The organism is Aurantiacibacter luteus, assembly GCF_001010945.1.
GTDB classification, from domain to species: domain Bacteria; phylum Pseudomonadota; class Alphaproteobacteria; order Sphingomonadales; family Sphingomonadaceae; genus Alteraurantiacibacter; species Alteraurantiacibacter luteus.
The window spans coordinates 452,502-468,376 of the sequence record NZ_LBHB01000002.1 but is presented as its reverse complement, the minus strand read 5'-3'; the positions used below and the strand labels follow the sequence as shown (position 1 = coordinate 468,376).

General features: G+C 68.7%; 21 protein-coding genes. 10 read left to right on the top strand and 11 right to left on the bottom strand.

Annotation, left to right across the window (positions count from 1 at the left end):
* Both erpA and AAW00_RS08680 read right to left on the bottom strand, forming a co-directional pair.
* A complete protein-coding gene (erpA, locus tag AAW00_RS08685) occupies nt 1-327 on the bottom strand; it encodes an iron-sulfur cluster insertion protein ErpA (protein ID WP_047003959.1) in 327 nt (108 codons plus the stop codon).
* A gap of 31 nt (nt 328-358) precedes the next feature.
* Entirely contained in the window at nt 359-787 is a 429-nt protein-coding gene (locus AAW00_RS08680) for a CBS domain-containing protein (RefSeq protein ID WP_047004529.1), read from the bottom strand.
* A gap of 120 nt (nt 788-907) precedes the next feature.
* Between AAW00_RS08680 and AAW00_RS08675 the strand changes: the two genes are divergently transcribed.
* Nucleotides 908-1,216 (top strand): hypothetical protein, encoded by a 309-nt coding sequence (locus AAW00_RS08675; RefSeq protein ID WP_047004528.1) that lies wholly within the window; start codon nt 908-910, stop codon nt 1,214-1,216.
* Here AAW00_RS08675 and AAW00_RS08670 read toward each other — a convergent pair.
* The 4 genes from AAW00_RS08670 to AAW00_RS08655 are packed head-to-tail and all read right to left on the bottom strand — an operon-like array spanning nt 1,192 to nt 4,207.
* Nucleotides 1,192-1,542, bottom strand: a complete 351-nt coding sequence (locus AAW00_RS08670; RefSeq protein ID WP_241461725.1) for a (2Fe-2S) ferredoxin domain-containing protein — start codon at nt 1,540-1,542, stop codon at nt 1,192-1,194. The two genes, AAW00_RS08675 and AAW00_RS08670, sit on opposite strands and share 25 nt — an antisense overlap.
* Before the next feature lie 29 nt (nt 1,543-1,571).
* Nucleotides 1,572-2,066 carry a DUF2497 domain-containing protein gene (locus AAW00_RS08665; protein ID WP_047003957.1) on the bottom strand — a complete coding sequence of 165 codons (495 nt, stop codon included), beginning with the start codon at nt 2,064-2,066 and terminating at the stop codon, nt 1,572-1,574.
* Nucleotides 2,067-3,563 carry a TolC family outer membrane protein gene (locus tag AAW00_RS08660; protein WP_047003956.1) on the bottom strand — a complete coding sequence of 499 codons (1,497 nt, stop codon included), beginning with the start codon at nt 3,561-3,563 and terminating at the stop codon, nt 2,067-2,069. It abuts the gene before it with no gap.
* Nucleotides 3,564-3,565: 2 nt separating this feature from the next.
* Nucleotides 3,566-4,207 (bottom strand): protein-L-isoaspartate O-methyltransferase family protein, encoded by a 642-nt coding sequence (locus AAW00_RS08655; RefSeq protein ID WP_241461677.1) that lies wholly within the window; start codon nt 4,205-4,207, stop codon nt 3,566-3,568.
* 130 nt (nt 4,208-4,337) lie between these two features.
* On the opposite strand from AAW00_RS08655, the gene AAW00_RS08650 reads away from it, so the two are divergent.
* The 3 genes from AAW00_RS08650 to AAW00_RS08640 all read left to right on the top strand — a co-directional run bounded on the left by AAW00_RS08650 (nt 4,338) and on the right by AAW00_RS08640 (nt 7,923).
* Nucleotides 4,338-5,870: a fumarate hydratase gene (locus tag AAW00_RS08650; RefSeq protein ID WP_047003955.1), complete on the top strand. Its 1,533-nt coding sequence runs from the start codon at nt 4,338-4,340 to the stop codon at nt 5,868-5,870.
* Nucleotides 5,871-5,952: 82 nt separating this feature from the next.
* Nucleotides 5,953-7,140: a sensor histidine kinase gene (locus AAW00_RS08645; RefSeq protein ID WP_047003954.1), complete on the top strand. Its 1,188-nt coding sequence runs from the start codon at nt 5,953-5,955 to the stop codon at nt 7,138-7,140.
* Nucleotides 7,141-7,173: 33 nt separating this feature from the next.
* Nucleotides 7,174-7,923: a LytR/AlgR family response regulator transcription factor gene (locus AAW00_RS08640; protein WP_047003953.1), complete on the top strand. Its 750-nt coding sequence runs from the start codon at nt 7,174-7,176 to the stop codon at nt 7,921-7,923.
* 69 nt (nt 7,924-7,992) lie between these two features.
* Here AAW00_RS08640 and AAW00_RS08635 read toward each other — a convergent pair whose 3' ends face one another.
* Nucleotides 7,993-8,316: a UrcA family protein gene (locus tag AAW00_RS08635; protein ID WP_047003952.1), complete on the bottom strand. Its 324-nt coding sequence runs from the start codon at nt 8,314-8,316 to the stop codon at nt 7,993-7,995.
* Nucleotides 8,317-8,583: 267 nt separating this feature from the next.
* Between AAW00_RS08635 and AAW00_RS08630 the strand changes: the two genes are divergently transcribed.
* The 4 genes from AAW00_RS08630 to AAW00_RS08615 all read left to right on the top strand — a co-directional run bounded on the left by AAW00_RS08630 (nt 8,584) and on the right by AAW00_RS08615 (nt 11,071).
* Nucleotides 8,584-8,850 (top strand): hypothetical protein, encoded by a 267-nt coding sequence (locus AAW00_RS08630; protein ID WP_047003951.1) that lies wholly within the window; start codon nt 8,584-8,586, stop codon nt 8,848-8,850.
* A gap of 47 nt (nt 8,851-8,897) precedes the next feature.
* Entirely contained in the window at nt 8,898-9,749 is an 852-nt protein-coding gene (locus tag AAW00_RS08625) for a diacylglycerol kinase family protein (protein WP_047003950.1), read from the top strand.
* Nucleotides 9,742-10,599 (top strand): metallophosphoesterase family protein, encoded by an 858-nt coding sequence (locus AAW00_RS08620; RefSeq protein WP_047003949.1) that lies wholly within the window; start codon nt 9,742-9,744, stop codon nt 10,597-10,599. Before AAW00_RS08625 ends, AAW00_RS08620 begins: the two co-directional genes overlap by 8 nt.
* A 94-nt stretch (nt 10,600-10,693) precedes the next feature.
* A complete protein-coding gene (locus AAW00_RS08615; RefSeq protein ID WP_047003948.1) occupies nt 10,694-11,071 on the top strand; it encodes a response regulator in 378 nt (125 codons plus the stop codon).
* A 96-nt stretch (nt 11,072-11,167) separates the two neighbouring features.
* On the opposite strand, the gene rpsI is transcribed toward AAW00_RS08615, so the two are convergent.
* The 4 genes from rpsI to AAW00_RS08595 all read right to left on the bottom strand — a co-directional run bounded on the left by rpsI (nt 11,168) and on the right by AAW00_RS08595 (nt 14,243).
* Nucleotides 11,168-11,716: a 30S ribosomal protein S9 gene (gene rpsI, locus AAW00_RS08610; RefSeq protein ID WP_047003947.1), complete on the bottom strand. Its 549-nt coding sequence runs from the start codon at nt 11,714-11,716 to the stop codon at nt 11,168-11,170.
* On the bottom strand, nt 11,716-12,195 hold the full coding sequence (gene rplM / locus AAW00_RS08605) for a 50S ribosomal protein L13 (RefSeq protein ID WP_047003946.1): 480 nt from the start codon (nt 12,193-12,195) through the stop codon (nt 11,716-11,718). The genes rpsI and rplM overlap by 1 nt, the downstream gene beginning before the upstream one ends.
* Before the next feature lie 165 nt (nt 12,196-12,360).
* The gene (locus AAW00_RS08600) at nt 12,361-13,107 is read right to left on the bottom strand and encodes a hypothetical protein (RefSeq protein WP_047003945.1); all 747 of its coding nucleotides are present in this window, start codon (nt 13,105-13,107) and stop codon (nt 12,361-12,363) included.
* 92 nt (nt 13,108-13,199) lie between these two features.
* On the bottom strand, nt 13,200-14,243 hold the full coding sequence (locus AAW00_RS08595; RefSeq protein WP_047003944.1) for a COX15/CtaA family protein: 1,044 nt from the start codon (nt 14,241-14,243) through the stop codon (nt 13,200-13,202).
* A 129-nt stretch (nt 14,244-14,372) separates the two neighbouring features.
* Between AAW00_RS08595 and AAW00_RS08590 the strand changes: the two genes are divergently transcribed.
* Nucleotides 14,373-14,741, top strand: a complete 369-nt coding sequence (locus tag AAW00_RS08590) for a MerC domain-containing protein (RefSeq protein ID WP_047003943.1) — start codon at nt 14,373-14,375, stop codon at nt 14,739-14,741.
* 20 nt (nt 14,742-14,761) lie between these two features.
* Nucleotides 14,762-15,754, top strand: a complete 993-nt coding sequence (gene thiS, locus AAW00_RS08585) for a sulfur carrier protein ThiS (protein WP_047003942.1) — start codon at nt 14,762-14,764, stop codon at nt 15,752-15,754.
* The last annotated feature ends 121 nt before the right edge of the window (nt 15,755-15,875 follow it).

Here is a 15,875-nt window from a genome sequence, read left to right as displayed (position 1 = left end):
TTAGATGCCGAAGCTCGATCCGCAACCGCAACCTGCCGCCGCATTGGGATTGGTCACCCGGAAGGCCGCCCCGCCGAGCGATTCGACGAAATCCACCGTGCTCCCGGCGACGAGCTCCAGGCTGACGGGATCGACCACCAGCCGCACGCCGTCGGTCTCGCTGACCGCGTCGTCGGCTTCCGGCGCGCCGTCGAGATCGAACTTGTACTGGAAGCCCGAGCAGCCCCCGCCCTCCACCGAAAGGCGCAGCACGGCAGCCTTGCCCTGTTTCTCGGCGATCTTCGCGACGCGCGCGGCGGCGGCCGGGCTGAGGGTGAGCATGCTCATGAGGGCGATGTAGGGTCTCGGCCCGCCGCTCTCAAGCGGTGTGGATGTATTCGCGCATGGCCTCGGCCTCTGCCTCGATGCGGTCCATGCGGTATTTCACCAGGTCGCCGATGGACACGAAGCCGACGAGCCGTTCGCCATCGACCACCGGCAGGTGACGAATGCGGCGGCGGGTCATCAGCGACAGGCCCTTCAGCACGTCGGCCCCGGTCTCGATGGTGATGGCGGGCGAAGTCATCATGTCGGCGACGGTCTTGTCCAGCGCGTCGCCGCCGTCGCGCGCCACGCAGTAGAGCAGGTCGCGCTCGGAAAAGATGCCGACCAGCCTGCCGCCTTCGATCACCGGCATGGCGCCGATGCGCTTCTCGGCGAGCAGGGCCGCGGCGGCGAGCGCGCTGTCACCCGGCGCGCAGTTGATGACCTCTCCGTCCCGCGATTCGATGATCCTGCCGATGGTCATGAGCGCCTCTCCTCGTGCTGCCAGCGCGCCGATCATGCCATGACAGGGCGGCCTCGCGCAAATGCCGTGGTCCAAAGGGCGCGATTGCCTTGCGGGGTGGGGGCGGGCATGGAGGCAGGCATGACCCGCCCCTCCCCACTAGACGATGCCGACAACGCGCAGTTCGCCTGGGCCCGCTACAAGCGGCTGATGCGCTTCATGGTGGCGTTTTCGGTGGTGATCGCGGCGCTGGCCATGACCTATCTCTACACGCAGGTGGAGAACGTCTCGATCCACTTCTACATCGCCACCGCACTGGGCATCGTGCTCGCGGTGTCGCTGATGGCGGCGCTGATGGGACTGGTGTTCCTCTCCAGCGGCACCGGTCACGACGAAGCGGTGGAGAACTCGCTCGACGCGATGGATCAGGATGGCGGCGACAGGCGGTAATCCGCCACCGGCATCCCGCCGATCAGGTGTTCCTGGATGATCCGCTCGAGCACCTCGGGCGTGCACGAATGATACCAGACCCGGTCGGGCCAGACGACGGCGACCGGCCCGGCGGCGCAGATCTGCAGGCAGTCGGCCTTGGTCCGCTGTACCCCGCCCCTTCCCGCCAGCCCCAATTCCTTCAGCCGCCGCTTGAGGTAGGCCCACGAGACAGCGCCCGTCGCACGGTCGCAGCAGGCCTGTTTCTCGGAAAGCGCGCAGAGGAAGATGTGGCGCTCGACGGCGTCGCCGCCGATCTTGCCCAGCGCCGCCTCGGCCGCGGTCAGGTCGAGAGGGGCAGATTCGCGCGGAAAGGTCAGCGCTTCTTGCCCGCGATCCGGGCGATCTCGGCCTTGACCTGGCGATCGACGATCTCGGGCAGGTTGGCATCAAGCCATTGCGCCAGCATGGGTCGCAGCATCTCGCGCACGAGGCCTTCGAGCGAGGTCTCGCCCTGGCGCACGATCTGCGGGCGCGCGGGCGGTTCGGAAAGCATGGCGAGCGCGGCGAGCGACTGGCGCATGGCCTCGGCCGCGCCCTCGTTGGTCAGCGTCGCGCCGTCGTCATCGGCCATGTCGAACGGCTCGCCCGCCTCGCCGAGGTCGAGCACCTCGTCGGCCTCATCCTCGTCCACCGGGTCGAGCGGCGGAATGGCGGAAGGCGTGACGCGCGTTGTGGCGGGAGCAGCCTGCGGCGCAGGCGCGGGCGCGGGCGCAGGCATCGGCGCGGGCGCATTGGCGCGGTCGCGCTCCATCACCCGCTTGATCGATTCGAGGATTTCCTCGACCGAGGGTTCGCCGTCGCGGTGCATTCAGTTCCCTGTCGTGCCTGTGGTGCCTGAGACCATGTCGTCGCTGGTGGTGCCGGGAATGTCACCGTCCGCCGCCGGGATGTCAACGGTGCGCGTGCTCTGCACCACCGGCGCGGGATCGCGCTGCCAGTCCCAGATGATATCGCGCACGCGGTTGTAGTTGTCGCGCGGATCGTAGAGCTCGCCGTCGGCCACCACGCCGAGGTCGCGCGCCTCGGCCCGTCCCATCGCGGCGAGCAGGGTGAAGCCCGCGACATAGGCGTTGCGCCGCGCGGTGACGAGCTGCACCTGCGCGCGCAGCAATTCCTGCTGGGCATTGAGGATGTCGAGGATCGTGCGGTTGCCGACCGTGTTTTCCGCGCGCACGCCTTCGAGGCTCAGCGCGGCGGCATCGACCGCGCTCTGGCTGGAAGCGATGATGGCGTTGGCCGCGCGCCAGCTTGCATAGGCCGCGCGCACCTGCGAGATCACCGCGCGCTCGGCGGCGACGACCTGCTCCAGCGCGACCTGTGCGCGGGCTCCGGCCTGGCGCTGCTGCGCGGCGACCCGGCCGCCCTGGAAGATCGGCAGCGTCAGCCGCACGCCCGCCTGCAGGCTCAGCGAGTCCTGGTCCGCCGTCACGCCCGATCCCGGCACCGTGCCGAGCGAGCCGAGATAGTTCGTATAGCCCGGCCCGCCGACCAGCTCGACCCGCGGCAGGCGACCGGCCCCGGCCACGGCGATGTCGTAATCGGCGGCCTCGGCCAGCTGCTGCGCGGCAATGAGATCCGGGTTCTCGGCCAGCGCCACCTCGACCGCGGTCTGCACGTCGGCGGGCAGGTCGCCCAGCGGGCGCGGCGGCTGGAGGTTTTCCGGCGCCTTGCCGACCAGCTGGATATAGCGTTCGCGCGCCGAGATCAGGTTCGACTGCGCCGTGCGCAGGTCGCCGCTCGCCAGCGCCAGCCGGCTTTCCGACTGGGCGACGTCGGTGCGGGTGAGATCGCCGATCTCGAAGCGGTCGCGCGTGGCCTCGACGTTCACCGTCAGCACGTCGACGTTGTTGGCCGACAGGCCCACGACCGCCTCGTTCAGGATCACGTCCATGTAGGCGGCGACGACCTGGCTGAACAGCGAGCTCTCCGTGCCGCGCAAGTCCGCCCGGCCCGCGTCGATGCGGTATTCCGCCGCCAGCGTGCCGTTGCGCACCGCGCCGCCCTGGTAGAGCGGCACGCCGAGGCTGAGGTTTGCGGTCGCCTGTCGGTCGGGCGAGAGGCCGTTGCCGCCGCCTCCTGTTATGAATTCGGTATAGCCGCCGCTGCCGTTCGCCGAGGGCAGGCCCGCGGCGCGCTGGATCACCACGTTCTCGTCGGTAACGCGCAGCTGGGCGCGGGCGGCCTCCAGCGTGGGATTGTTCTGGTAGGCGAGCGCGAGCGCTTCCTCCAGTGTATCCGCCGCGGCGGGCGAAGCCAGCAGGCAGGCGCCCGCCAGCAGCCCCGCAAGACGCGCGCGATGCCGCATGGTCAGAAGCTCCAGCCCTTTGGCGCGTCGAAAGCGCTGAGGCGCGGGATGCCCATGTCCTTGACGGGCAGCAGCGCCACGCCGGCATCGGTCTTGCGCCCGATGGCGAGGCGGGTGATTCCGCCGCGTCCGACCATGCCGGTCACCACGCGCGCGCCCTCGGCGAGGCGCGCGGCGAGGTTCGCCGGCACCTCCTCCACCGCGCCGTCGATCAGCAGCAGCGTCGCGCCCGTGCCCTCGGTGCCTTTCAGCGCATCGTCGGGAGAGATCACCGTCAGCGTGCCCGCCAATGGCTCGACCAGCGCGGGCAGGTAGCCCGATCCGCCGTCGATCACGAGCACGGCCTCGCCTGCGCGCGGATCGGCCTCTTCCAGCATCGCGCCGTAAAACAGCGGCGCGGCGATGTGGCCGCCGCCCTCCAGCGCGATGGCGCGGTCGATGTAGGCGTTGGCGCGCCAGTTCGCGGGCACGTGGTCTTCGCGCGCGACCGCGGCCATGCGCTTCAGCACGAAGGGCGCGTTGACGCCGCTGGTGCGCAGCTGGCTGTCGATCATGGCCCGGCGCGCGGCATCGGACGTGAGGTTTGCCGCCTCCGCTGCGTCGAGCGGATCGGCGGCGGGCGAAAGGGTGGGGGCGCTCGTCACGTCGGGAAATCTCTTGGCTGCGTGTGCGACAGGCCATCGCCTTAGTTGCTGGCGGGTATCGGGGCAATGGGTGGATTGTCGCACATCGTCGCGCGGCCTATGTGCCCCGACGAAGAGCGAGGAGCAGACAATGCAGGACATGGTGACCATCCACGAGCAGGACCTGATCGAGACTGTGGCCGATGCGCTGCAGTTCATCAGCTACTACCACCCGATGGACTACATCACGGCGCTCGGCGAGGCCTACGAGGCGGAGCAGGGCCCGGCGGCCAAGGACGCGATCGCGCAGATCCTGACGAACAGCCGCATGTGCGCCGAGGGGCACCGGCCGATCTGCCAGGACACCGGCATCGTCAACGTGTTCGTCAAGTGGGGGCAGGAGTGCCGGCTGGAGAGCGCGATGAGCCTGCAGGAGGTCGTCGACGAGGGCGTGCGCCGCGCCTACAACCATCCCGACAATAAGCTGCGCGCCAGCATCCTGGCCGACCCCGCCTTCACCCGCCGCAACACCCGCGACAACACGCCCTGCGTGCTGAGCGTGGAGATGGTGCCGGGCCGCACGGTCTCCATCGACGTCGCGGCCAAAGGCGGCGGCAGCGAGAACAAAAGCAAATTCAAGATGATGAACCCCAGCGACAACATCGTCGACTGGGTGGTCGAGCAGATTCCTTCGATGGGCGCGGGCTGGTGTCCGCCCGGCATGCTCGGCATCGGCATCGGCGGCACGGCGGAACATTGCATGAAGCTCGCCAAGCTCAGCCTGATGGAGCCTATCGACATGGCACAGCTGAAGGCGCGCGGGGCGCAGAGCGACATCGAGCAGCTGCGGATCGACATCTTCGACGCAGTAAACGCGCAAGGCGTGGGCGCGCAGGGGCTGGGCGGGCTCTCGACCGTGCTCGACGTGAAGATCCTCGACGCGCCGTGCCACGCCGCGGGCAAGCCCGTCGGCATGATCCCCAACTGCGCCGCCACCCGCCACGCGCACGTGACGATGGACGGCAGCGGCCCGGCCTACCTGCCGCAGCCCGACCTCGACAAGTGGCCCGACGTGCAGTGGGAGCCCGATGCCGAGGCCAAGCGCGTCGATCTCGACAACCTGACGCCCGAGGAAGTCGCCAGCTGGCAGATCGGCGACCGTCTGCTGCTGAACGGCGCCATGCTGACCGGGCGCGACGCGGCGCACAAGCGTATCCACGACATGCTGCAGAAGGGCGAGGCGCTGCCCGTCGAGTTCAAGGGCCGCGCGATCTACTACGTCGGGCCGGTCGACCCGGTCATGGGCGAGGTCGTCGGCCCCGCCGGCCCGACCACGGCCACGCGCATGGACAAGTTCACCGAGATGATGCTCGACCTCGGCCTCCTCGCCATGATCGGCAAAGCCGAGCGCGGCGCCAACGCGGTCGAGGTCATCAGCCGCTTCAAGGTCGCCTACCTGATGGCGACGGGCGGGGCGGCCTATCTCGTCGCGCGGGCGATCAAGGAAGCGAAGGTCGTGGCTTTCGAGGATCTCGGCATGGAGGCGATCTACGAGTTCACGGTGAAGGACATGCCGGTGACGGTGGCCGTCGATTCGACCGGCAAGAACGTCCACACCCTCGCCCCGCTCCACTGGCGCGAAAAGATCCGCAAGGAAGGCCTGCTGCCGCTGCCTGCCGAATAAGGGTTCGACCGACGACATATCGCCTTCGACCGGCGGCGCGCGGCGCGATTGCCCGCGCGCGGCCCCCGGAGTAGCAGGGGGCATGACAAGCCAGGACCTCCGGGCGCAGGTCGCGCGCGTACCGTTCCGCACGGTGCTGATATCGGTCGCCGGACTGTGGATCACCTACGCCCTGCTCATGACGCTGCGCTCGCAGCTCCTGGGGATGGAGGAAGCGGGCGTGCTCGGCCTCAGGATCGTCTCCAGCGTCATCGGCATCCTCATCACGCTCGGCCTGTGGATCGTGCTGCGCCCGTTCGACACGCGCGCCCTGTGGATCAAGATCCTCGCCGCGCTGGTCTTCGCGCTGCCTGCCGCGCTCCTTTGCATGCAGGCCAATCGCCTGATTTTCGCGGAACTGCAGTCGCAGAACGACGAGCGCGTGCTGCAGGAACTGGCGCAGAGCGGCGGCGTGGTCGAAGGCGAGGATGATGGCGGCACCGAGCGCCTCGCCGGGCTCAGCCAGATCATCGAGCAGAGCACGCTGCAATACGTGATCGAGATCACGTTCAGCCGGTATTTCATGCTGCTCGCCTGGTGCGCGCTCTATTTCGCGCTGCTCACCGGTGAAAAGGCGCGGCTTGCCGAGCGGCGGGAACAGCAGTTCCGCAATGCCGCGCGCACAGCCGAGCTCAAGTCGCTGCGCTACCAGGTCAATCCGCATTTCCTGTTCAACACGCTGAACTCGCTCAGCGCACTCGTGCTGACGAAGAAGGTCGAAGGGGCGGAGCGGATGATCCAGATGCTCAGCACCTTCTATCGCCGCTCACTGGCCGACGATCCCACCGCCGACGTGCCGCTGCGCGAGGAAATCGCGCTGCAGAAGCTCTACCTCGACATCGAGGGCGTGCGCTTCCCGCTCCGACTGCAAGCGCGCTACGACATCCCGGCGGACCTGGAGGACGCGCTGATCCCCGGCATGATTCTACAGCCGCTGGTCGAGAACTCGGTCAAGCACGCGGTCGCGCCCTCCGCGGGGCAGGTGACGATCACGCTGGCGGCGCGCGAGGAATACGGGCGGCTGGTCGTGACCGTTTCCGACGACGGCCATACCGCCATCGCACCCGAGAACGTTCGGCCCGGCTTCGGCATCGGCCTCACCAACGTGCGCGAGCGGCTGGAGGCGCGCTTCGGCAACGAGGCGACGGTGGTTTCCGGCCATTCGCCCGATGGTTTCACCACGCACCTGCGCCTGCCGCTGCTGCGGATTCGCGAGAGTGCCGCCGCATGACCCTTCGACGAGCTCAGGGCAATCGGATTTGATATGACTGCTGAAGCGCCCGAAACCCTGCGCACCCTGATCGTCGACGACGAACCGCTCGCCATCGAGCGGATGCAGGTGCTGTGCGCCGAGATTGCAGAGCTGACCGTGGTCGGCACCGCGAGCGACGGGGAATCGGCGCTGCGCCTGGCGGAAAAGCTCGCGCCCGACCTGCTGCTGCTCGACATGACCATGCCGGGCATGGACGGGCTGCAGGTAGCCCGCGCGGCGCAGGCTGCCGATCCGCGTCCGGCGGTCATCTTCGTCACCGCGCACGAGAATTTCGCCGTCGAGGCCTTCGACCTCGAGGCGGTCGACTATGTGCTGAAACCCGTCGCCGCCGACCGCCTCAAGCGCGCCATCGAGCGGGCCCTGGCCCGGCGTGGGCAGGGCACGCAGGACGGCGAAGGGGCAGCAGGGGACTGGTTGAGCGAATTCTGGGTGCCGCACCGTTCCGAACTGCTGCGGATCGACGCCGCCGAGGTCCGCCGCATCGATGCCGAACGCGACTACGTGCGCCTGCACGTCGGCAACGGCAGCTACCTGCTGCTGCAGACCATCGCCGGGCTCGAGGAGAAGCTCGATCCCGAGCACTTCATCCGCATTCACCGCTCGACCATTCTCAGGCGCGATACCATACGCGGACTGCGGCACGAGGGGCTGGGCGTGTGGTGCGCCGAACTCGACGGCGACGAGGAGCTGCGCATCGGACGCACCTATCTCAAGCGCGTCAAGGCGATGGCGGGGCGCTGATTGCTTGGCAAAAAAGGACGCCCCGGTTTTCCGGAGCGCCCTTGGGGGGGGGTCGTGCGATGGCGGCGATCAGCCGCCGCGCTGGCGATCGGCGACGATGGCGGCGACGCGCGGCTGGTAGCGCGCCATCACTTGCTCGAAGCACTCGCGGGCCTCGCGGCTCGGAAGGCGGCTGACCGTCATAACGTCGCCAGCCCGGCAAACGCGGCGCGCGGCGCGGATCAGGCGGCGGTCGAGCTGGGTCTGGCCGCGCACGGTTTCCAGGTCGAGGTCGTGGTGGTGGACAATGATGCGGGTCTCCACCGGCGCGGCGGTTTGCGCGCTGGCGGCCGGCGAGAGGATCACGCCCGAGCACAACAGTGCGGCGAGGAGGGGTACGATACGGTTAGTCATGGGACATCTCCTTGGATTGCATTGATGCAAGTCCCGCCCTCCCGGTCCCGCGGAAGGGATGCGCCGCAGCCGGTGGGACTGGAACGGCTGCGGCGCAGTCATGGAGATAGACCGGACGCCCGGGCCATGCAGCCGGGGCTCGACGGGACGGGAAAGCGGCTCGACCAGCGTCAAGTCGTCCGACGAACGGCTGTCCGGGCTCCACCAACGCCGGTAGCGCGAGGAGCGCGATTGCAGGGCCGCCGGGCTTGCGGCAGGATCGCCGACATGGCGCTCGTGCTCGTCTTCCTGCTTGGCGTGGGCAATTTCGCGCTGCACCGCGCGGTGATGGCGGGCGGCGCGAAGGTGCTGGGCGACCTCGACCCGGCCGCGCTGCGGGCGGCGCGGATATCGAGCCTGGTCGTCGAGTTCCTGCTCCTGTGCGGCGCGCTCTATGCCGCCGATGCCGGGCAGGCGCACTGGCTGTGGGCCTACGCCGGCTATTCGCTGCTCAACCTGGCCGCCGCCTGGCTGCTGATCGCCCGCAAGCTGTAGCACGCCTACCGGGGAACCGCCGCGATGCCCCGCGCTTTTGTCAGTAGATGGGCAAGCAAAGTATCTGGCTGATCAATAACGAGGCATCGGGCTCGAACGACGAGGATGCCCTCGGCCTGTTCGAGAACGCGTGCGCCGATTGCGGCCTCACGGTGGCGCACCGCACGGTGTTCCCCAACCAGGACCTGCCGACGGCCGAGGTGCTCGATGCCGCCGGGATCGAGACCGTGGCGATCTTTGCCGGTGACGGCACGATCAACACCGTGCTCGAGACATTGGCTGGCTGGAGCGGCGCGGTGCTGGTGCTGCCCGGCGGTACGATGAACCTTCTCTACCACCGCCTGTTCGGCGACATGGAAACTGCAGATGCGCTGGCTGCCGTGGCGGAGGGACGCGCCCTGCGCCGCCGCCCCGGCGTGATCGAGACAGACTATGGCCACGCCTTTGCCGGGGTCCTCGCCGGGCCGGGCACGGCTTGGGGAGACGTGCGCGAGGCGATGCGTTCGAAGGGCCCGCTCGACATGGCAGCCGAGGCCCGCGCCGCCATCGCCGAGACGCTCTACGGCACAATGCTGCGGGTGGACGAACCCGAAATGGGCAAGCGCGAGGGTTATCCGCTGCTGCTGCTGACCCCCACAGACACCGGCATAGAAATCGATGCCTACCACGCGGAAACCGCCGGCGAATATCTCGAGCAGGCTCTGGCCTTGGCCAAGCGCGAATTCCGCGATGGCCCGCATGACCGGCTGGGCAAGGCCGAGCGGTTCGTGCTCGCGAGCACCGCGCGCGATGGCTTCGGGGTCCTGCTCGACGGCGAGCAATGCCAGGTGGACGGGCCGACCGAATTCAGGCTGGTGCCCTGCCAGGTCGACCTGCTAGCCACGGTCGCCGATGACTGACCGCAAGCTGCTGTTTCACCTCTCGGACATTCATTTCGGACTGGAGGACAAGCGCGCGCTCGACTGGGTAGTGGGCGAGATCGCTACGTGGCGGCCCGATGCCGTCGCCATCACCGGCGACCTCACCATGCGCGCCCGCCAGCGCGAGTTCGACGCCGCAACGCGCTGGATCAAGGCGCTCGACGTGCCGGTGACGGTCGAGGTCGGGAACCACGACCTGCCCTATTTCAACCCCGTCGAACGCTTCTTCGACCCCTACAAGCGGCTGCGTGCGGTGGAGCGGGTGGTGGAGGCGGAACTCGACCTGCCGGGCCTCGCCGTGGTGCCGTTGAAGACCGTGCGCCGCTGGCAGCCGCGGCTCAACTGGTCGAAGGGCTGGGTTACCGATGCCGCGCTGGAACGGTGCCTCTCGGCCATCGATGCGTTGCCTGCGGGCACGCGCGCGCTGGTCACCTGCCACCACCCCTTGCGCGAAGTGGGCACGGCCGGAACGGCGCTGACGAGGCACGGGCAGAAGGCGCTCGAGGAACTGGCGAGGCGCCCGGTGCTGGCGGTGCTGTCGGGCCACGTGCACGATGCTTTCGACATCATGGAGGAGACCGTCCACGGCCCCGTGCGGATGATCGGCGCGGGCACGCTGTCGCAGCGTGTGCGCTCAACCCCGCCGAGCTTCAACGAGCTGACCTGGGACGGCGAGCGGCTGGAGGTCTGCGTGCGCAACCTCGAGGCCGTGGCGACGGACGCCATGCAGATCGACGACGTGCCCGAGGATGCCATGCCGCCGCGCGCGCCCGGCGAGCCCGTGGCGCCGGTGAACCAGGTGCCGCCGGTCGATCCGCCGGTGCACTGATCCGGCCGCTGGAGGGCAAATCGTCGCGCGCCAGCGACGACTGGGCGCAAAGACGGCGGAACCCCCGCGCACCTCGGGTATTTTCCCTAGCACCATGGCCAAGGTCCTGATCGTCGAGGACGACCTCCTGAACCGGATGTTCTACGAGGCGGTCCTGCAGCAGCACGGGTTCGAGACGCGGACCGTGGACGATGGCGCGCAGGTGCTGGGCGCGGTCGACGACTACGCGCCCGATCTGGTGACGATGGACATCCAGTTGCCCAATGTCTCTGGCCGCAAGCTGATCCGCAAGATCCGCCGCAACCCGGCAACGAGCCACATTCCCATCCTGGCCATGACCGCCTTCGCCGGTCGCCGCGACGAGGAGGACATCCGCCGCGCCGGGGCCGATGGCTATCTTTCCAAGCCGCTCACCATCGACCAGCTGATGGGGCAGGTGAACGCGCTCGTCGGACGCCAGCAGGCAGCCTGACGACTTCCGGCACGCACAAACGAAAAGGGCGACCCTTCGTGGGGGCCGCCCTTCGCATTTCCCTCCGTCGAGGAAACCGGTTTTAGCGCCCCAAAATCAACGCTTGCTGAACTGGAAGCTGCGACGCGCCTTGGCACGGCCGTACTTCTTGCGCTCCACCACGCGGCTGTCGCGGGTGAGGAAGCCGGCGGCCTTGATCGTGCTGCGCAGGGCAGGCTCGTACTTCGACAGCGCTTGGCTGATGCCGTGCTTGACCGCGCCGGCCTGGCCGGAAAGACCGCCACCCGAAACGGTGCAGACCACGTCGTACTGGCCTTGGCGCTCGGTGATGGTGAACGGCTGGTCGATTACGAGGCGCAGCGTCGGACGCGCGAAATAGACTTCCTGGTCGCGGCCGTTGACGGTCACCTTGCCGGTGCCGGGCTTCAGCCACACGCGGGCGGTGGCGTCCTTGCGGCGGCCGGTGGCGTAGGCGCGTCCCTGCGCGTCGAGCTCCTGCTCGCGCAGCGGCGCGGTGGGAGCGGCGGGCTTGGCGGCCTCGGTCTCGCCGGCATCGCCGGCGGTCTCGGTGGCGGCGGGCGCGGAGTCGACGACCGACTTCAGGTCGGCGAGATCGGTCGCGGTCTTCGTTTCTTCGGTAGCCATTACACGGAAACCTTGTTCTTGCGATTCATCGAGGCAACGTCGAGCACCTCGGGCTGCTGCCCGGCGTGCGGATGCTCGGTGCCATTGTAGAGGTGCAGGTTCTTCATCTGCGCGCGGCCGAGCGGCCCGCGCGGGATCATCCGCTCCACGGCCTTTTCGATCACGCGTTCCGGGAAGCGGCCGGCCAGCACCTTGTCGGCGGTGATGTCCTTGATGCCGCCGGCATAACCGGTGTGCTTGTAATAGTGCTTCTTGGCGGCCTTGTTGCCGGTGAAGCGCACCTTGTCGGCGTTGACGATGACGACGTGGTCACCGCAATCGACGTGCGGGGTGTAGCTCGGCTTGTGTTTGCCGCGCAGGATGTTGGCGACGATCGTGGCGAGACGGCCGACCACGAGGCCTTCCGCATCGACGATGTGCCACTTCTTCTCGACCTCGGCCGGCTTGATCGACCGGGTCACCTTGCTGAGCGCCTTCATGGCTTTCGAATCCTGTAGTTCTGGCGAATGGGCGGCGGGGCGGGAATCGGCCGGAGAGCCGCTCCACCCGCAGCGAAGGCGCGCATTTGTCGATTCAGGCCCGCGAAGTCAAGCAAATCCGGGCGTTTGCGAGAAGGTAAAATAATACCTCGCCGCGACAGCGCATCATCTTGCGTGAGCCAGCGTCCAATGCTCGACCGTGGTGCGGCGGCTGCCCTCGGTCTCGGTCGTCACCTCGCGCTCTGCGGCGCGCATCAGGCCCGTGGCGCGGTCGGTCTCGCCCGAGAACATGGTCGAGACCATGCCTTCGCCCCCACCGGGCAGGGCGATGTTCTGCTCTTCGCGCCGGGGGACGGCAGCGGGCGCGAACAGGTCGACTGGCAAATAGGCGGTGATGCCCTGCCCGGCAGCGTGGACTGCGCCGACGAAGCGTTGCCACATCTCGCTTTCGCTGGAGGGGAGGCCGAGCGCGCTCAGCGCGGCGAGCGCCTCGGAAAAGGCGCGCTCGATCTCGCTGCCTTCGCCAGCGATGCCGCTGACATTTTCCTCGAGAATGCGCCCGAAGGCGTCGAGCGCGATCGGGAACAGGCCACTCTCGTCACGTTGACGCTCCAGGTCGGCGAAGCGGGCGAGGGCGGGGGGAGCCTCCACCGCGACGGCCAGCTGCTCGCCGCGGACCGAGTAACCTCCCGCGAAGGGTTCGAAGCGCACGGCGAAGTCGCGCGCGACGGAAAAGCGGTTGCCGTCGACCAGTTCGCGCGAAACCTGGCGGCGATAGATCATCGGCGCGGCCGGCGGCGCGATGAGGTGACCGGTAATGACTTGCGCGCGCGCCCCGCGACTGGCCGCGACCGGTGCGAGCGCAGCGGCCAGGGCGAGCGCTATGGCCCTGCGTCGGTCGAATGTGGTCATGACCCGGCCTCTCTCCTGCGGGAGCCCCTAGCGCGCACGTATTCGCAAAACCGGCGGGCCGTGACAAGCGGGCAGCGCGGGAGCGCGAAGCCTCAGGCGCGATGGCGGCCGAGCACGTGCGCACCCCAGGAGAGAGTTGCCACCAGTAGCGCGCCGACGAGCTGGTGCGCTACCGCCAGCCACAGCGCGACGCCGCTCATCACCGTGGCGATGCCGAGCAGGATCTGCGTTCCGACCGCGGCATTGATGGCGATCGATGCGCGGCGCTCAAGCGGCTTGACCCGTCGCGCCAGCACGATCAGCCCGGCCGCGGCGGCGAAAGCCCACCAGCGATGGAGGAAGTGCAGCCAGAACGGGTCATGCGCAAAGGTCCACCAGACGCCGCGCGACCAGTTCGCATCGGGCACGAAGCGTCCGAACATCAACGGCCAGGTGTCGGACACCAGCCCGGCGTTGAGACCCGCGACCCAAGCGCCGAGCAGCAACTGGACGAACAGCACCGCGGCCACCACGAGGCTCAGCCGAGTGAGACGCGCCGGTACGGCGTTGCCTCGCGCCACCTGCCTCAGGTCGAGCGCGGTCCACACGAGCCCCGCCAGCGTGAAGAGCGCGGTCAAAAGGTGGATCGAGAGCCAGAAGTGCGAGACGTCGGTCATCTCGCCCGACAGGCCGGAGCGGACCATGAACCAGCCGAACGCGCCCTGCAGGCCGCCCAGCAGCAGCAGCGCGACGAGGCGCGGCTTGTAGCCTGCGGGGATCGCGCCGCGCACCCAGAACCACGCCAGCGGCAGGGCGAAGACCAGCCCCAGCAGCCGTCCGAGCAGGCGGTGGAACCATTCCCAGAAGAAGATGAACTTGAACGCCGCCAGGTCCATGCCCGCCGGGCCGGTGACGTTGCGGTATTCGCCGGTGGCCTTGTACAGGTCGAATTCCGCCTGCCAGTCGGCTTGGGTCAGGGGAGGGATGGCACCTGTCACCGGCTTCCATTCGGTGATCGACAGCCCGCTCTCGGTCAGCCGCGTGATGCCGCCGACCGCCACCATCGTCAGCACCAGCGCGGCGCAGACGAACAGCCATGCGGCCAGCGCGCGGGGCCGGAGGCGAGTTGACGGAGCGGCTGTGGCAGGGGAGGACATGGCCGCCCGATTGCCCAAAACCGCGCCCGCCGCAAGGTACCAGAAGGCTGTGCCTGGCCGGGGAGGCGCGCGAAAAAGTTACAGATGCGCCTCTTGCGCAATGTTACAGCATTACATACATTGTCGCACATGGCGCAGATCGCCCCCTGGATTCGCGGCAAGCTCGACCGCGTCGGCATGATATTGTCGGCGCTGTGCCTGCTGCACTGCGTCGGCACGCTGGTGCTGGTTGCCGGACTGGGGCTCGGCGCGAGTTTCCTGCTCGACCCCGCGATCCACAAGGTCGGCCTCGCCCTCGCCACGGTGGTGGCGGGTGTCGCCATCGGCCTCGGCGCCCTGCGTCACCGCCGCGCCGCGCCCTTCGTGGTGGCGATGATGGGGCTTACCTTCATGGGCGGCGCGCTGGCCGCCGGGCACGGCGCGCACGAGGCGGTCCTGACGATCATCGGCGTGACCCTCGTCGCGGGCGGCCACCTGCTCAACTTGCGTCACGCCTGATCCTCGCTATCTGGCAGGCCATGCCGGACCAGCTTTCCCTCACCGTCAACGGCGAGACCCGCCGCACCCAGGCCGCCACCATCGCCGCGCTGGTGCGCGAACTCGGCCTCGCGCCCGAAAAGGTCGCGGTCGAACACAACGGCACGATCGCTCCGCGCTCGACTCTCGAGCAGGCGGCGCTGGCCGATGGCGACGCGCTGGAGATCGTCCATTTCGTGGGCGGCGGCTCGCAGGATGCCCCGGACGACGACAGCTGGGAGGTCGCCGGGCACCGCTTCACCAGTCGCCTGATCGTGGGCACGGGCAAGTACAAGGACTTCGCGCAGAACGCTGCCGCGGTGGAGGCGGCGGGTGCCGAGATCGTAACAGTGGCCGTGCGCCGGGTGAACGTATCCGACCCCAGCCAGCCGGTGCTGATGGACTTCATCGACCCGAAGAAGGTCACCTACCTCCCCAACACCGCGGGCTGCTTCACCGCCGAGGAGGCGATCCGCACCCTGCGCCTGGCGCGGGAGGCGGGCGGTTGGGACCTGGTGAAGCTGGAAGTGCTGGGCGAGGCGAAGACGCTCTATCCCGACATGCGCGAGACGCTGAAGGCGACCGAGGTGCTGGCGGGCGAGGGCTTCAAGCCGATGGTCTACTGCGTCGACGACCCGATCGCCGCGAAGCAGCTGGAGGAGGCGGGCGCGGTCGCCATCATGCCGCTCGGCGCCCCCATCGGCAGCGGTCTCGGCATCCAGAACCAGGTGACCATTCGCCTGATCGTGGAGGGCGCGAAGGTGCCCGTGCTGGTCGATGCGGGCGTGGGCACGGCAAGCGATGCGGCCGTCGCCATGGAGCTGGGCTGCGACGGCGTGCTGATGAACACCGCCATCGCCGAGGCGAAGGAACCGGTTCGCATGGCCCACGCCATGAAGCTGGCGGTCGAGGCCGGGCGGCTGGCCTACCTGTCGGGCCGCATGGGGCGCAGGCGCTACGCCGACCCCAGCAGTCCTCTAGCAGGGTTGATTTAAGCACAGCCTCGCTGCCTGCGTCATCGGCCCGCAGGGCCGCAAGGGCGACCGCCCGCCCGCAGCGGGCACGCAGCGAAGCGGAGTGCGTCTAGCGAGGACAAAGCCGCGGAGGCGGCTTTGC

Excerpts from the sequence above, each read along its gene's own strand:
- rplM (WP_047003946.1), bottom strand. The coding sequence starts at position 12,195 with ATGAAGGCGCTCAGCAAGGTGACCCGGTCGATCAAGCCGGCCGAGGTC.
- AAW00_RS08620 (WP_047003949.1), top strand. The coding sequence starts at position 9,742 with ATGACTGACCGCAAGCTGCTGTTTCACCTCTCGGACATTCATTTCGGA.
- AAW00_RS08675 (WP_047004528.1), top strand. The coding sequence starts at position 908 with ATGACCCGCCCCTCCCCACTAGACGATGCCGACAACGCGCAGTTCGCC.
- AAW00_RS08600 (WP_047003945.1), bottom strand. The coding sequence starts at position 13,107 with ATGACCACATTCGACCGACGCAGGGCCATAGCGCTCGCCCTGGCCGCT.
- AAW00_RS08645 (WP_047003954.1), top strand. The coding sequence starts at position 5,953 with ATGACAAGCCAGGACCTCCGGGCGCAGGTCGCGCGCGTACCGTTCCGC.
- AAW00_RS08660 (WP_047003956.1), bottom strand. The coding sequence starts at position 3,563 with ATGCGGCATCGCGCGCGTCTTGCGGGGCTGCTGGCGGGCGCCTGCCTG.
- AAW00_RS08680 (WP_047004529.1), bottom strand. The coding sequence starts at position 787 with ATGACCATCGGCAGGATCATCGAATCGCGGGACGGAGAGGTCATCAAC.
- AAW00_RS08635 (WP_047003952.1), bottom strand. The coding sequence starts at position 8,316 with ATGACTAACCGTATCGTACCCCTCCTCGCCGCACTGTTGTGCTCGGGC.
- AAW00_RS08630 (WP_047003951.1), top strand. The coding sequence starts at position 8,584 with ATGGCGCTCGTGCTCGTCTTCCTGCTTGGCGTGGGCAATTTCGCGCTG.
- AAW00_RS08640 (WP_047003953.1), top strand. The coding sequence starts at position 7,174 with ATGACTGCTGAAGCGCCCGAAACCCTGCGCACCCTGATCGTCGACGAC.
- rpsI (WP_047003947.1), bottom strand. The coding sequence starts at position 11,716 with ATGGCTACCGAAGAAACGAAGACCGCGACCGATCTCGCCGACCTGAAG.
- erpA (WP_047003959.1), bottom strand. The coding sequence starts at position 327 with ATGAGCATGCTCACCCTCAGCCCGGCCGCCGCCGCGCGCGTCGCGAAG.
- AAW00_RS08615 (WP_047003948.1), top strand. The coding sequence starts at position 10,694 with ATGGCCAAGGTCCTGATCGTCGAGGACGACCTCCTGAACCGGATGTTC.
- AAW00_RS08590 (WP_047003943.1), top strand. The coding sequence starts at position 14,373 with ATGGCGCAGATCGCCCCCTGGATTCGCGGCAAGCTCGACCGCGTCGGC.
- AAW00_RS08595 (WP_047003944.1), bottom strand. The coding sequence starts at position 14,243 with ATGTCCTCCCCTGCCACAGCCGCTCCGTCAACTCGCCTCCGGCCCCGC.
- AAW00_RS08625 (WP_047003950.1), top strand. The coding sequence starts at position 8,898 with ATGGGCAAGCAAAGTATCTGGCTGATCAATAACGAGGCATCGGGCTCG.
- AAW00_RS08665 (WP_047003957.1), bottom strand. The coding sequence starts at position 2,066 with ATGCACCGCGACGGCGAACCCTCGGTCGAGGAAATCCTCGAATCGATC.
- AAW00_RS08650 (WP_047003955.1), top strand. The coding sequence starts at position 4,338 with ATGCAGGACATGGTGACCATCCACGAGCAGGACCTGATCGAGACTGTG.
- thiS (WP_047003942.1), top strand. The coding sequence starts at position 14,762 with ATGCCGGACCAGCTTTCCCTCACCGTCAACGGCGAGACCCGCCGCACC.